Annotated in this window: 11 protein-coding genes; 1 reads left to right on the forward strand and 10 read right to left on the reverse strand. The window is 42.1% G+C overall.

Annotated features, from left to right (window positions below):
* Positions 1–6: 6 nt before the first annotated feature.
* The 9 genes from G457_RS0102655 to topA are packed head-to-tail and all read right to left on the reverse strand — an operon-like array spanning position 7 to position 11,326.
* Positions 7–1,203 (reverse strand): MFS transporter, encoded by a 1,197-nt coding sequence (locus G457_RS0102655; protein WP_026945093.1) that lies wholly within the window; start codon positions 1,201–1,203, stop codon positions 7–9.
* Positions 1,200–2,222, reverse strand: coding sequence for an L-glyceraldehyde 3-phosphate reductase (gene mgrA / locus G457_RS0102660; RefSeq protein WP_026945094.1), 1,023 nt, complete (start codon positions 2,220–2,222; stop codon positions 1,200–1,202). The genes G457_RS0102655 and mgrA overlap by 4 nt, the downstream gene beginning before the upstream one ends.
* A gap of 18 nt (positions 2,223–2,240) precedes the next feature.
* Positions 2,241–3,578 (reverse strand): YfcC family protein, encoded by a 1,338-nt coding sequence (locus G457_RS0102665; RefSeq protein WP_026945095.1) that lies wholly within the window; start codon positions 3,576–3,578, stop codon positions 2,241–2,243.
* Positions 3,575–4,693: a serine hydrolase domain-containing protein gene (locus tag G457_RS0102670; protein ID WP_026945096.1), complete on the reverse strand. Its 1,119-nt coding sequence runs from the start codon at positions 4,691–4,693 to the stop codon at positions 3,575–3,577. The genes G457_RS0102665 and G457_RS0102670 overlap by 4 nt, the downstream gene beginning before the upstream one ends.
* The gene (locus G457_RS0102675) at positions 4,693–6,039 is read right to left on the reverse strand and encodes a flavin-containing monooxygenase (protein ID WP_026945097.1); all 1,347 of its coding nucleotides are present in this window, start codon (positions 6,037–6,039) and stop codon (positions 4,693–4,695) included. Before G457_RS0102675 ends, G457_RS0102670 begins: the two co-directional genes overlap by 1 nt.
* Positions 6,036–6,980, reverse strand: a complete 945-nt coding sequence (locus G457_RS0102680; RefSeq protein ID WP_026945098.1) for a DUF5996 family protein — start codon at positions 6,978–6,980, stop codon at positions 6,036–6,038. The genes G457_RS0102675 and G457_RS0102680 overlap by 4 nt, the downstream gene beginning before the upstream one ends.
* Before the next feature lie 57 nt (positions 6,981–7,037).
* A complete protein-coding gene (locus G457_RS0102685) occupies positions 7,038–7,730 on the reverse strand; it encodes an SIR2 family NAD-dependent protein deacylase (protein ID WP_026945099.1) in 693 nt (230 codons plus the stop codon).
* A gap of 33 nt (positions 7,731–7,763) precedes the next feature.
* On the reverse strand, positions 7,764–8,960 hold the full coding sequence (locus G457_RS0102690) for a carboxypeptidase-like regulatory domain-containing protein (protein ID WP_026945100.1): 1,197 nt from the start codon (positions 8,958–8,960) through the stop codon (positions 7,764–7,766).
* 44 nt (positions 8,961–9,004) lie between these two features.
* Complete coding sequence (topA, locus tag G457_RS0102695) at positions 9,005–11,326, reverse strand: type I DNA topoisomerase (RefSeq protein WP_026945101.1); 2,322 nt, start codon at positions 11,324–11,326, stop codon at positions 9,005–9,007.
* A 155-nt stretch (positions 11,327–11,481) separates the two neighbouring features.
* Between topA and sixA the strand changes: the two genes are divergently transcribed.
* Positions 11,482–11,949, forward strand: coding sequence for a phosphohistidine phosphatase SixA (sixA, locus tag G457_RS0102700; RefSeq protein WP_081701369.1), 468 nt, complete (start codon positions 11,482–11,484; stop codon positions 11,947–11,949).
* A gap of 201 nt (positions 11,950–12,150) precedes the next feature.
* On the opposite strand, the gene G457_RS0102705 is transcribed toward sixA, so the two are convergent.
* Positions 12,151–14,691 (reverse strand): M14 metallopeptidase family protein, encoded by a 2,541-nt coding sequence (locus G457_RS0102705; RefSeq protein WP_026945103.1) that lies wholly within the window; start codon positions 14,689–14,691, stop codon positions 12,151–12,153.
* Positions 14,692–14,735: the final 44 nt, after the last annotated feature.

The raw sequence follows: 14,735 nt of genomic DNA on the forward strand, positions 1-14,735 counted from the left end.
TTGAAACTACCTGGAGAGGCCTCGAGACAGGGCCTCTTTTTTTTGGAATTTTTTAAATTGAAAAATCCCTAGCATAGGGCCAATACTCAATAACCCCATGGCAGTTTGAATGCCTAGTACTGCGATCAACCACTCGGTCCATTGAATGGACAGGATAGTCAGCCCGAATCCCAGGCAATTGACTAAGGTAAGAGCAGTCCCGCGATACTCTGCCGGAGTGGCTTGGGCAACTAAAGTAGAGAACTGTGGTGAATCTGCAGTGACAAGGATCCCCCAGATGAAAAGAAAAACTAAACCTAGGCCTCCGGCATTTGGAGGTAAAATCCATAAGTAAAGACAACAAATCCCTGATCCTATCAAGGAAAATAAAGCGACAGAACGGCTTCCTACTTTCTCTGCAATGAATCCTCCGAGAGCACAGGAAAGTGCACCTATACCGATGATTGAGAATGAGAAGATGGCATTTTGACCTGTCCCGGGTGCATGTTGCATTTGCCAAAAAATCAAAGCAGGTACAAACGCCCAAAAGGTATAGAGTTCCCACATATGTCCAAAATAGCCAGAAGCAGCACTTTTTAGTGAGTTGATTTGACTGAGACGTGGGAGGAGATTCCAGTCAAATTTGGGGCTTTTCCTGCGATGGGGGCCGTCAGGCACACCAAATCCAACCAAGATACTTCCCATTAAGGCTAGTGCGGATGTTGTCCAAAAAATCGATTGATAGGAAAGCTGATACCCCAAGGCCTTCACTAAATAAGGAGAGGCCGTTCCAAATACTAGCGCCCCCACCAAAAGTCCCAATGCTTTTCCAAGTCCCTTCTCGTAGTAATCTGAGGCGATTTTCATTCCCACTGGATAAATTCCAGCCAGAAAAAAGCCAACCAAAAAGCGAAGGACTAAAAGGCTTTCAAAATGTAAGGGAAGTATGGTGATGAGAAAATTGAAAGTGGATGCGAGGAATCCGCTTGCTAGAAACACCTTGCTGGGTGAAAATCGATCTGGAATCGACAGAAGAGCAAATACAAGGGTGCCGGAAATAAATCCAAACTGAACGGCCGAGGTAACGGCACCTGTCAGTTCGGATCTACCAAGGATCTCCCCAAGTTCAGGAATTACAGCATTTCCAGCAAACCAAAGGGAAGTACCCAAAAATTGCGCAATCACAATCAAGGTGAGTGCTTTTCCGGGCTTCATTTTCTTCATTTAGCTCCGATCAGAGATTTAATTTTTGTGATCTCCTCTACACTAAACTCGCTGTTTCCTATAGCAGAAACATTATCATCCAATTGCTCAGGTTTAGAGACTCCAACAAGCACGGAGGTGATTCTCGAGTCTTTCAATAGCCACGCAATGGCCATTTGAGCAAGTGTTTGTCCTCTGCCAATAGCTATCTCATTGAGTTGTTTGATCATTTCGATTTTATCATCGCTGATTTGCTCTGGCTTAAGATACCTTCCATCCTTGGCAGCTCTTGAGTCTTCAGGAATTCCTTTCAGATACTTATCAGTCAAAAGGCCCTGCTCTAAGGGAGAAAAAGCGATACTTCCTACTCCTTTGTCTCCTAAGACGTCCAAAAGTCCATCTTCTACCCAGCGATCAAGCATACTATACCTAGGTTGATGAATTAGCAAAGGGGTTCCCAAATCTTTCAAGATTTGATAGGCTTTGGCAGTTTCTTCTGCGCTGTATTGGGAAATGCCTACATAAAGGGCTTTTCCTTGCCTTACCAGTAAGTCAAGTGCTCCCATGGTTTCTTCCAAAGGCGTATGCGGATCGGGTCTGTGATGGTAGAAAATATCCACGTAGTCCAAGCCCATTCGTTTTAAACTCTGATCGCAGCTTGCGATGAGGTATTTTCTAGATCCCCAGTTTCCGTATGGACCAGGCCACATATCCCAACCTGCTTTGGAGGAGATAATTAATTCATCCCTGTAAGCACTAAAGTCCTTTTGAAGTATTCTTCCAAAATTCTCCTCTGCCGATCCAAAAGGAGGTCCGTAATTATTCGCCAAATCAAAGTGCGTGATTCCCAGATCAAAAGCTCTTCTGAGGATTTTTCGTCCCAAGGTGAAATCCGCATTGTGGCCGAAATTATGCCAAAGCCCTAAGCTTATCTCGGGTAAAAGTAATCCACTTCGTCCCGTTCTTCGATACTTCATTCCTGAGTATCTGCTTGAATCAGGATGATAAGGTGGAAGTGGGTTATGGTCGTTGATTTGCATATTGATAGGTTTTTAGGTTTACTGAAACCAAATTAAGGCGATAATTAAGGATAACAAACAGACACCTGCAACGAAAAGCCAGCTTTTTATCACAAACCGAATCCAATCATTGTATTTTACACCAGCGGCGGCTATTACTGCCATCATTCCTCCATTAGTAGGAGATAAAATATCCATTAAACCTGAGGCATATTGGGTAGCCAAAACTGCTAATTGCCTCGAAATACCCAAAAGGTCCATCAAAGGCACTGCTAGCGGAATTGTTAATACATTTTGTCCTGATGTACTGGGGACAGGGATATGAATCAGCGCTTGAGATACGAAAAGCCCAACAACAGCAAATTGCTCTGGAAGTGCTTCTAGAGGTGAAAATAGTCCATATATCACCGTATCGATGATTTGACCTTTTTCCAATACCAAGTAAACACTTCGGGCAAGACCTACAATTACACCCGCAAAAATCATCTCGCTAAAGCCCGCTGCATAGGTTCTTGCCGTCCCGTTGATTCCTAGTTTCCCGATCAGTCCACAGCTAACTCCGATCACAAAAAATAAGGAAGACATTTCATTATATCCCCAATCATATTGTGTGATCCCATATCCCATGACCACTATTCCACCTAATGAAAGAATCAAAATTAAGCCCTTTCTCCATCCAATTGCTTGACCTGGTATCATTTCTAGTTCCTGCTGCTGAACTTTTGGGCGACCACTTCGAATCATCAACCAAGTCCATAAAACAAATCCAAGGAAAAAGAAAACCATCCGGTAAAGCAGCCCTTCGGAAAGTTCTAACTCGGCAAGTTGTTGGCCAATAAGTGAGTTAAAAGGATTGATGGGAGAAAAGCCAGAACCGAGTAGTGAGGAGCCTAGCGTGAGTCCAATGATAGCTTTGATATCGAATTTTAAATTCCGGGCTAAAACCACCAAAACAGGCACCATGGCAATGATCTCCTCTTGCATGGCAATGGTCGCTCCAGCAAAAGCGAAGCCTAATGAGAGAAAAATTAAAAGAAGCTGTTTCTGATTTCTGAATTTATAAATAAGTGATTCTACCCCAGCTTGAAGAGCTCCTGTTTTTTCCACCACATAAAAAGCTCCTCCCAGCAATAAAATCAAGACCAAGATGTCACTCCCCAAAATGAGTCCTTCCGGAATGGAGACTATCAGCTCTTGCAGTGAAATGTTCTCCTTTTCAATTTGCTCATAGCTTCCCTGAAGTACCACTTCTCTTCCCGTTTTTGGGTCGAGCTCTCTAGAATAGATCCCAGAGGGAATCAGAAAAGATGCTATCCAGGATAAAACAACAAAAGCCAATAAAATGACCATGGGATGAGGAAAGGATAGTTTCTTCATACTTCTAGGATTTTAATGATTTTTCTGGCTAGGTCTATTCGGAAATTTCCGTTGTCTCGAGTATTGGATAGGATGATAATTCCAAATTCTTTTTCGGGGTCGAAGATTAGCAAAGAGCTATAGCCCGCCTGACCACCAAAGTGTCCCATCCAATTACTCTCCGGCCCAACTGCAATCTGCTGAAATCCTGCCCAACTTTCATTCTCGTTTACCTCAAGAGCCTGAACGTTGGATTTCAACATACCTAGGTCAGCACGGATAAGTTGAGTCGTGACTTTATTCAAATCATCGAGCGTGCTGATCATTCCGGAGGAAGGGTAGGGGCTTACCTGATACGTGAATGGATGTGGTTTGAGACGCTTCCATACATAAGTCTTTCGGTACCCCATTACTACCGGATTCTCCTCTTGCGAATTACCTTTGAAATAACTGTTTTGCAAATCTAAATCTTCGCTTAGCCACCGGTTGAGCAGATTTTCATAGGAGTGGCCGGAGTCTTTTTCCAACAGATATCCCAAAAGTTCGTAATTGAAATCAGCATATTTGTAGGATAGATCTCCCTTTCCGTTTAGTTGTTTTGGAAGCTGACTCCAGACAAAATCCTGCAAGTTCGGGGTGTTCTTTTTTCTGAAAAAACCTGAAAAGAAACTTGCATCTCGCAGACCGGATTGATGTCGCAAGATTTGGGAAAAGCTTAATTCCCCAATTTCGGGATATTTTGAGTTTAACTCAGGAGAAAGGCTTTTTATTGAATCAAGGATGTTAAGCCCTTTTTCCTGAAGGTAACTGGAAAGATAAAGCGCCAAAAAAATCTTAGAAATGGAAGCAACATGGATTTTTGATTGCGATGTGAGGCTGTCTTTTTTTTCCAGGCTTTCATACCCGAGGGTATTTTTATAAAGCACCTGTGAGTTGGAAATAACTCCCACAGCCAAGCCTGCCAGATGATGCTCGTTTACAGTTTGAATCAAAATGGAATCAAGCTGATCTTGTTGATTCTTGATACTGATAGGAGGAGCTAAGTTGACTCTTGGAAAGCTTTGCCACCATTCTTTTGCCAGAAACAAGGCAAAAATAGTGGCAAGCCCAATAAGAATCCACTTCAATGACTGCATCAGGTCTCTTGGTTTTGTTCAACCGAAAGCGCCTTTAAAGTGGGTGTTTTGGAGACGTAGTTTTTGGGAAGTTGCTTTTTCAAGTCTTTCACAAATCGGTGAAAATCAACAGTAATGGTGTGTCGGGGTGAATTGATTTGCTTGAAATCAGGGTTTTTGACCTCTTTTTCACAAAGTTCTTCCAAGTTTGCCGGGCGTTTCCAATTGCCAATTAGCTCTTGTGCCATTAGCTTGCTTTGAAGCTCTGCGCCAGGCCAGATACAGCCGAGTGGTTGGAATATACCGATGAAGTGAAGATTGGTGATTTTAGGATGAAACATTTTAAGGTAAAGAGGGACCGGTCCTGAACTGTAATCAATAAAGTCTTTGTCAAAGAAAGGATGACTCAGCCAATAACCTGTACATGCAATGATGGTGTCGTAATCTTCTTCTTTTCCATCTTCAAAAATCACCTTTTTACCTTCAAATTTTTTGATGTCCATCCGCGGCTTGACTTTTCCATGTCGGATTTTGTGTAGCAATTCATCATTGATAGTAGGGTGCGTCGCTCCAAAGTGCTCCGTGGGTGGGCGAAGTCCGTAAGCTTCATTTTTACCGATGATGATTCGAAGGAGGATGGAATTCAAAAACATTCGAAGTCTTGGTGGAATCCATTTAGACTGTTCTGCAACTTTATCCGAAGGCTTTCCAAAAATAAATTTAGGAACAATTCGATAGCCTCTTCTCCATGAAATGGCTGTTTTCTTGGATACCCTACTCGTCTCCACAGCTACGTCACAGGCGGAATTTCCTCCTCCAATGACCAGCACCCGCTTGTCCTTGAATGGGGCTGCTTTTTTATAGTGATGGGAATGGAGAAATTCTCCTGAAAATTCACCTGCGTAATTTGGGTACCGAGGTTTCCAGTGATGACCATTGGCTACTGCCAGATTGGTGAAAAGCTCTTTTTCCTCTATTCCATCTTTCTCAGTGGTAATTTCCCATGTCTCCTCATCAATCCACCGACAATGCTTGACCATTATGCCAAAACGAATATGAGGATAGAGATTAAAGTGAGCTGCATAGGTCTGAAAATAGCGTCTTAGCTCATCATGTGAAGGATAGTCGGCCGTCTCCGGATCAAAATCATCAAAGGTGAAGTCCTCGTATTGCGAGAGTGTTTTAGAAGAAATGATATGCGTAGTCTCAAATACACTGGAATGACTTTCGTCTTCAGAGTAGATCCAATTACCCCCGACATCGTGATTTCTATCAAAGGCAACCGCCTCGATTCCCTGATCTAGAAGGTTTTTGAGGGCCGTGATACCTGATGGCCCAGCTCCGATGACAGCTACTTTCTTCTTCATATGGTAATATTGGAGTTTTTCTTTTCTAAAGATGAGAAGTCACAATCTAATTGATTTCTATCCCAACTCCCCACTTCAGTGGCTGCTTTATAAGTTGATTCCAAGAAGTCCAGTAATTTTTTGGTGGGATCAGCAGCTTTTTGAACAGCTTCATAGGGTAGAATAAACTCTCCTAAATCATCACTCCAATAGGCTTCTTCAGGTTGGACTTTTTTGTTTTTAAAATCGGGATGGTTTGGATAGCAATAGGCATAGAAAACTGCTTTTGGAAATTGCTCTCCTCCTGGCCAAAAACCCACACTGAATACCTCATGCGAATAAGCTTCCTGCATGACTTCTTTGGCTAGATTGGGTACTTCTCCTTCGAATTCTGGGGCAGTAGCTCCAGAGAAACGCGTATATGCCAGGTCAAATGATCCCCAAAAGAAATGAATGGGACTGTTTTTTCCTCTGAACCTTGAGCGAAATACCGTCATCACATTATGGATTTGAATCAAGGCTTTCCAGATATTTTTGGCTTCGTTTGGAAGGTAGGGGATTCTTTTGGTGTTTTGGTCGAAGGGAATGGCTTCAGGAATTTCATTCGGGGTTTTTGTGATTTTTACCTTTATCCCGATAAAGTCTAGTTTTTCCCGAAGTTGTTCAAAAAAACTAGCTACCGTCTGGTTGCCTAGCGAAAATCTGTCGCGAGTACCATTGGAAGATCGAATTTTCAGCTCGTGCTGGGTAAAGTCAAATTTGATTTCAAAAATACCTCCTTCATAGGGAATTGGTCCGGTAGTCATGCCTTGAGCATCCAAATAAAGCGCTACATGCCAAGAGTGGTTTTGCCAAGGTGATTTTCTGAGCCGGACCTTGCCTACCATCTGAGACCATTGATGTAAAAGGTAAGCGGTGTCCTTGTAGGCACTATAATCTAAAATGGGCCATTTTGCTTTCATACTCACAACAGAAAAGTTTTCTTCAATTTAAATCATTTATTCAAAGCATTACAATAATTAGGGTTTCAAAAGGATTTTTTTAAGATTTTCCAATCCCTGAGTGGCAGGTAGGACGAGGTGCTTCGCTCGGTGATGTAGCTTGGAGGATGGGATATTGGGGTCAACAACAAAGATCTCTGCCTGATCCGGAACATAAGAAACCAAGCTTGCTGCTGGATAAACCTCCAATGAGGTACCTACAATCACAAAAATATCAGCTTGTTGTGCCAGTTCGATAGCATCTAGCATTTTGGGTACAGGCTCTCCAAACCAAACCACATGAGGTCTAAGCTGACTCCCTTTCGCACATTTGTCTCCTTTTTTTATTTCCCAATGATCCAAGTCATAGACCAATTTTGGATCGAGTGAACTCTGCGCTTTTCTTAATTCACCATGGAGGTGCAATACTTGAGATGATCCGGCTCTTTCGTGGAGATCATCGACATTTTGGGTGATGATTTGAACTTCATAATGTTCTTCCAATTCCGCTAATATCCGGTGTGCCAGATTAGGCTGGCACTCGTACATTTGCTTTCTTCGGCGGTTATAAAACTCTTGGACTAAATCCTGATTTCTGCGCCAGCCTTCTGGAGAAGCCACTTCCATGACATTATGACCTTCCCATAGTCCACCTGAGTCCCTAAAAGTTTTTATCCCGCTCTCAGCAGAGATTCCGGCACCGGTCAATACAACAAGTTTTTTCTTATGCATGATTTCTTAGCGTTGACATAGGAAGTTTCTTAATTAGTTCGGAGGTAGATAATCCAGAGGCATAAGGTCTGCTACTTTTTCCCAACCCATGTATCCATCTATCAATATCGCAAATGGATCTGGATAGCTGCCATTCTCAAAAATCTGTAATTTTTTATTTTGAAAATACAAGGTGGAAATCTGAGGTCCAGGTTTTTTGGGGTTATTTTGACCAAGGTATTCTCTTGGTTCCGACTCTAGTTTGAAAGTGACATGTAAAGCAAAATCAACTTCTAAAAATGTGTTGTTTTCCGAGTCTCTGGATAGTAAAATTTTAGGATCAATTGGACTCTTTTCCAATTGATCAATACTGTCTGGTAAGCTTTCTTTATCTAAAAAGTCTCTTTTGAGAATGGACTTTATGGTTTCTGAAGAAGTTGAATCGTATTGCTTTTTGGCCTGAAGGATTAGACTATCAGCAGGTTTATCGGGATTGGGAATACGGTATAACCTACGAATCTCAAATCCTTCCTCGCTTGCGATTCCTTGATGCAAACTTCTAATCAGATGTTGGAGACTACCTTGATAGGCTTCTAGTCGATTCTTTTGGATTTTTCGTAATCTCGACTTAGATAAATCTCCTTCTTCCCTGAAAAGCGGATATCCAGCATACTGATAGGTCGATCCTCTTGATCTGAATTGAAACTCTTCAAGCTGAAAATCCAAGTAATAGCCCAGGTTTGGGTTGTGAATTTTTAAATTTTTGGCTGCAGTTACCCGAAGTATTCCTTTTTGGGACTGATCATCCATTCGAAGGACTTTCTCATTTTCAATTTTCGCTTTGGAAGCATTTTTACTATTTCCGAGAAAGTAGAGTTTAAAAGTTTGAAGATTTTTATACCAAGAAGGATCACGCTCATCTTCGACTTCAATTTCATTCAGCTCAGTATCGCTTGGTTTCAAAAATATGATATAACCGGGTTTTGGTAATCTATTTGATTGGATCGAGAAGGTAGCACTTTCATATCCCAGCATTCGTACGATTACCTCAAAACTCCCAGAAGGAATCTCCATGGAGAAGGCTCCATTTTCATCTGCCGTTGTACCTAAAGTGGTATTAGCCAAGTAAACAGTTGCATAGGGAATAGGGCTTTCTGTAACGGGCTCAAGTATTCTGCCTTTCAGGATCTGCTGTGAACTAGCTGCAAAAGAAATGATATGAGTGAATAATAGTACATAGATCCATTTCATAGGAAAATCTATAAAAAAAGCCGGATTTTACCGGCTCTTTGAATTTATTTTTTCTTTGAAAATCTTCCTCCCCGTTTTTTGGGCTCTGGCTGATTTTCAATGATTTCTATCGTCTCAGCATAGCTTAGCTTCTCTGCTTCCTTATCCTTTGGGATTTTGAAGTTATTCTTTCCAAACTTGATATAAGGCCCCCATCGTCCGTTGAGGATTTGGATATCGGGATTTTCATCAAAGGATTTGATGTGTTTTTTGGCATCAGCTTCCCGCTTATCCTTGATCAATTGGATAGCTTCTTCTTCGGTGATGCTTAATGGGTCTTGTTCTTTTTTCAAGGAAACAAAGTTGCCATCATGTCGGATGTATGGTCCGAATCTTCCAATGGCAGCCACCATTTTTTTGTCCTCAAACATTCCTACATCACGAGGCAGTTTGAATAGTTCCAGTGCATCCTCTAGACTGATATTCTCAATAAACTGCCCTTTTTTGAGGCTTGCATATTTTTTATCCTCGTCTTCACTTTCACCGATTTGTACTAGCGGACCGAATTTCCCTAGTCTTGCCGTAATCGGCTTTCCATTTTCAGGATGATTGCCAAGGAATCGACTGGAATTGACATCTTGACGAGATACTTGCTCAGTTTCTTCGACACTATGGTGGAAGTTGCCATAGAATGCATCAATCATATCCTGCCAATCTTGTCCTCCTGCGGCAATGTCGTCGAACTCCTTCTCCACTTTTGCGGTGAAATTGAAGTCAATGACATTTGGAAAGTGCTCGACTAAGAAATCATTCACGACCATGGCAATATTGGTTGGAAATAATTTCTGTTTTTCAGCGCCTGTAATTTCTGTCTTGGTGCTTTCCTGAAACTTTCCATCTGAAATAATCATCTCCTGATATTCCCGTGGATTACCATCCCGACTCTCTTTGATGACATATTCTCTCTTCTGAATAGTCGAGATCGTAGGCGCATAAGTAGATGGACGTCCAATTCCCAATTCTTCCAGCTTCTTCACTAGACTTGCTTCCGTATATCTCGGTGCAGCACGGGTAAACGACTCTCTCCCTTTCATTTCTTTCAAGTCCAGAGCCTGTCCAATTTGCATAGGTGGAAGGAGGGATTTGTTTTGAGTATCTTCTTCCTCATCATCATCCGTAGATTCCAAATATACTTTCAGGAATCCATCAAACTTAATTACTTCTCCATGAGCTGAAAGGGTTAAATCTGAGTTGGAAATATTGATGGACACATTGGTTTTTTCCAGTTGAGCATCAGCCATTTGAGAAGCAATCGCACGCTTCCAGATAAGTTCGTAAAGTCGTTGCTCGTTTCTGTCCCCGTCTACTTGTGCTCTAGAAAAGTCTGTCGGTCTAATAGCCTCGTGAGCTTCCTGAGCTCCTTCGGATTTAGTAGTAAATTTCCGTGCCTTGTGGTAATCGTTTCCGTACTCTCCTTTGATAGCAGATTCTGCAGAGTTCATCGCCTCATCTGATAGGTTAACACTATCTGTACGCATGTAGGTGATTTTACCTGCTTCATATAGCTTTTGTGCCACCGACATGGTTTGGGCTACAGAGAAATACAATTTACGCGACGCTTCTTGCTGTAGGGTAGAAGTGGTAAAGGGTGGAGCAGGAGATTTTTTTGCTGGTTTTTTCTCAAGATTTCCTACGGAAAAACCTGCCTCCAGACAGGCTTTTAGGAAGTCTTCCGCTTCCTGCTTGGTTTCAAATTTTCTGGGTAATTCAGCTTGAAAGGACTTTCCATCCACTTCAAATTGAGCTGTAATTCGGAAAGTAGATTTCGCTTTGTGCGCTTCGATTTCACGCTCTCGCTCGACGATCAGTCGCACAGCTACAGACTGTACACGCCCTGCCGAGAGTCCAGTTTTGATCTTTTTCCATAAAACCGGTGAAAGTTCAAAACCTACCAATCGGTCCAAAATTCTTCGAGCCTGCTGTGCATTGACCAAATCATAGTCGATTCCTCTTGGGCTCTCAATAGCTCGCTGTATGGCATTTTTGGTAATTTCCCGGAAGACAATTCGCTTAGTGTTTTCGTCTTTCAGCTTGAGTACTTCTTTGAGATGCCAAGAAATGGCTTCTCCTTCGCGGTCGTCATCACTCGCAAGATAGATAGTCTCTGCATCCTTGATAAGGTTTTTGAGGTTTTTGATGACCTCCTTTTTATCTGGAGAAACCTCATAGGTTGGCTTGAAACGATTTTTAATATCGATGGCCTTGTCTCCTTTGGGCAGATCTCTTATATGTCCGTAACTGGACGCAACTTTAAAATCCTTCCCCAAATAGCCTTCAATGGTTTTGGCTTTAGCAGGTGACTCGACGATGACTACGTTTTTGGACATAAAAATTTTAGAATTAGGCTCGAGGGCTTGTTTTGAAAAGCTAAAAATAGAGGGCATTGTTTTCACCTGCAACTATTAATAATTCAGTTGATTGAATGGCAGGGTGATTGTGCACTTATATATATGTAGGGAGCTAATCAAAAATTTTATCCAAAATGAAGCATTTATTTTTAATGAGGCATGGGGAGGCCAGTTTTTCAGCAGATTCAGATTTTGAAAGAACTCTTACTTCAAGAGGTCGGGAAAAAATAGTGCGAATTGCAAAAAGCTTCAATGAAAACACCCCTGAAATAGACATTATGTATTGCTCTAGTGCCAGTAGGACACAAGAAACAGCGAAGATTTTTTCCCAGACGGTACTGATCAAGAAGCAAGAATTTACCCGAATTATCTATGATGGGGATATGAGGGACTTGATGGATTTGGTGGAAAATTGTTCGGATGAGTTTGACCGACTTCTAATTGTGGGGCATAATCCAGTAATCAGTATGCTCGCCTCCAGTCTCTGTGATGGGATATATCGAAATATGCAACCTGGGGACCTGATTGCTATCGAATTTCCTCTAGATTCCTGGAAATCTGTGACTTTTGGAAGTGGGATATTGTTGGAGTTGATGAGTTAAAAAAATAAGGCTGGGAAATCCAGCCTCATTTTTTCACTCAGATGCGAACTTCCAATAGAATAAAAGAATTCATACTTGAATCAGCTTGGAGGATTAAAATTGGGGTTTCGATCTTCTTTCTTTCTACTTACAGCCCCATGAGCTAAGATTTTATGCTACCGCTAGAATTCTATTTATTCGTATTTTAATTTTTCAAAAGTTTCAATCCATTTGATTTCCAAAGAAAATCGCATTTAAGAAGAGCTTATTGGTTCCAAACCAAGCCCCTCTGAAATTAGGGTTGTCGAAGAAATGAACGACCCTTCCACGTCCCGATGGAGAAATAAGGACACTGGCGCTTTGCTTGAGTTTCTCAAGGTTTTGGTCGGAAATATAGCCTCCTAGGTGTGGATTCTCGGTGTATCGGATAGGTGTGAGGTATTTGTTTTTGCTAGGTTGGATGAAAATATTGCTGTTTCTGTAGACAGGAATATTTTTCATTTGGTATCCATAAGCAATGGGATGAGTCAAGTCCAGCTCTGCCATATAAATACTGCCTCCAACAGCTTTCGCCCCTTCGAAATCGCGGCTACTCGCAAAGGGAAGAGATTCAGGTTCGGCTTTTTCCTCAAGTTCTACTGCAGATTCATTGGTGATTCCCTGCCGATTCAGCCAAAGGCTTGCACTTTTGAGTGAAACAATGGTTCCTCCTCGCTGAATCCAATCTTTGAGGTGCTCAACAGCCGAATTAGAAAGGCTGTTGTAATTACCGGATGCCAGTATCAGCGTATTGTAATCAAATAGGTTTACCCTTCCAAAATCATCTGTATTTACTTTTGTAATAGGCATTCCCACTTTTGAATCTAGCAAATGCCAAATTTCACCGGCCTCATAGCTAGAAACACCCGGTCCTACCAGCATAATGACTTTTGGTTGTTGAACGGCACCTACTGAGTTAGATCCTAAATCAATTCCTGAAAGGTTTAGCCCCGTTTCTACCTTATATACTTTCTGCTGATTTTTATTGGCGATGTTTTTCAGCTGATCGATCAATTCTGTATCCTTGATTTTTTGGAAACCCATCGGAATCATTAGCGTCCCTGCTGCAAAATCTACCGCACCTTCTTGAGTTTGCGATTGGAATGGTCGGTTGACTACCTCTACATGAATTCCAGCTTTTTGTAGCTCATAAAGTGCCTTCGGCGCAAAGTAATCTGACCAGTCAATGAGATAGGCATAGGCTTTTCCTTCAGGGAATTCAAAGACAGGTTTCGCTACCTCTTTGACTTCAACACCTGATTGAGCAGATGGTGCAGCGGCGAAAGGCATCCCATAAGCTGCTGCCATGGTCCAGGCTGATGCGTCGTAAAAAACCGAATCAGCAAATTCTTTTACGTATTCAAACATGGTGCGAACCATGCGGTATTGAGGTTGTGCGGTAGGGACCACCCATGATTTTCCTTTTTTGAAGGTGTTATTTCCAACCCTCAAATCAGCATTATTTTCATATACATCAATCTGATGATCAAGTAGAAATTGAACAAAGAGTCTATTTCTGCTTTCGTCATACTCATCTCCAAACACATAGTTTTTAGCCGGGTCTTTTCTTCCTTCAGCAACGGCCGTTTCAAAGAATTCCCGCAGATAATCATGCATATATTCTCGATTGTCAATAGCAGCTTCTAGGGTGGCTAGGGAGTTGACCACATGATTTCGAATGGTGAATGCAAAAGAGATGTCGCCTCGCTGACTAGCTTGAAGATGGCCACGGCTACTGGCTGTTTCAAATACCAAACCTAGACCTCCATGGATATCTGGATAGGTAGAACCATAGCCAGGATAGCTATTGTCAAAAACCTCTTTTGTCCAATAAAGACTACCGATTTCATCCATGTATTTCGCAAAGTAGTCGGCAAAAATCGGGTTGATTTCATCGTAGTTTTTTCTTGGAACTACAGGGTTTTCGGATCCGTAGGGTTTGGTTGGTTCGAAGAAATAGGTGCTATTCGTTCCCATTTCGTGAAAGTCAGTGATCACATTAGGATACCACTGATGATACCATTGGACTTTGGTCTGTGATTCAGGATGGGCAAGTGGAAGCCAGTCTCTGTTAAGATCATACCAATAATGGTTGGTTCGGCCTCCAGGCCAAGCTTCATTGTGCTCTCTGTCCAAAGGATCTGCGACCGGTGGAAAGCCTTTGTTAGAATTAGCCCAAAGACTGTGTCTGTCTCTTCCATCTGGGTTGAGGGTTGGATCGATGAGTACTACAGATTCTTCTCTGACTCTCTGAGCGAGTTCAGATTGACCTGCTACAATCCAATAAGCGGTCAAGAGTGCTGCTTCTGCTGAAGAAGGTTCATTTCCATGCACCCCATACCCCAAATGAACGATAGATGGCATTTGGCTGACATTTGGCTTGGGTTGAGTTGGGTCTGCCAATTGTACCTGAGTTTGTCTGATCGCTTCCAGGTTGGCCATGTTGCTTTCGTTGGCAATGGTCAGGATAACTTTCGGCCTGTGTTCGTGTGTATAGCCGATCGTTTCCAGTTTGACCAGATCACTGAGCTCATCCAATTTTTCGTAGTATTTGACGATGAGGTCATAGCGAGTATGCCAGTCTCCGACAGGGTAGCCCAAGAATTCCTCAGGTGATGGAATTTCCGGATCAAACTTTTCCCCTGGGAAATAATACTCAGTTTGACTAAAAGCGAATTGAGCTGTGAAAAACAGACTTAAAATAGAGAGGTAGATCTTCTTCATAAGGTGAAATTTTCAGAAAATTAGGAAAGCTTATGGCGCTTGCA

The organism is Algoriphagus marincola DSM 16067 (assembly GCF_000429405.1).
GTDB classification, from domain to species: domain Bacteria; phylum Bacteroidota; class Bacteroidia; order Cytophagales; family Cyclobacteriaceae; genus Algoriphagus; species Algoriphagus marincola.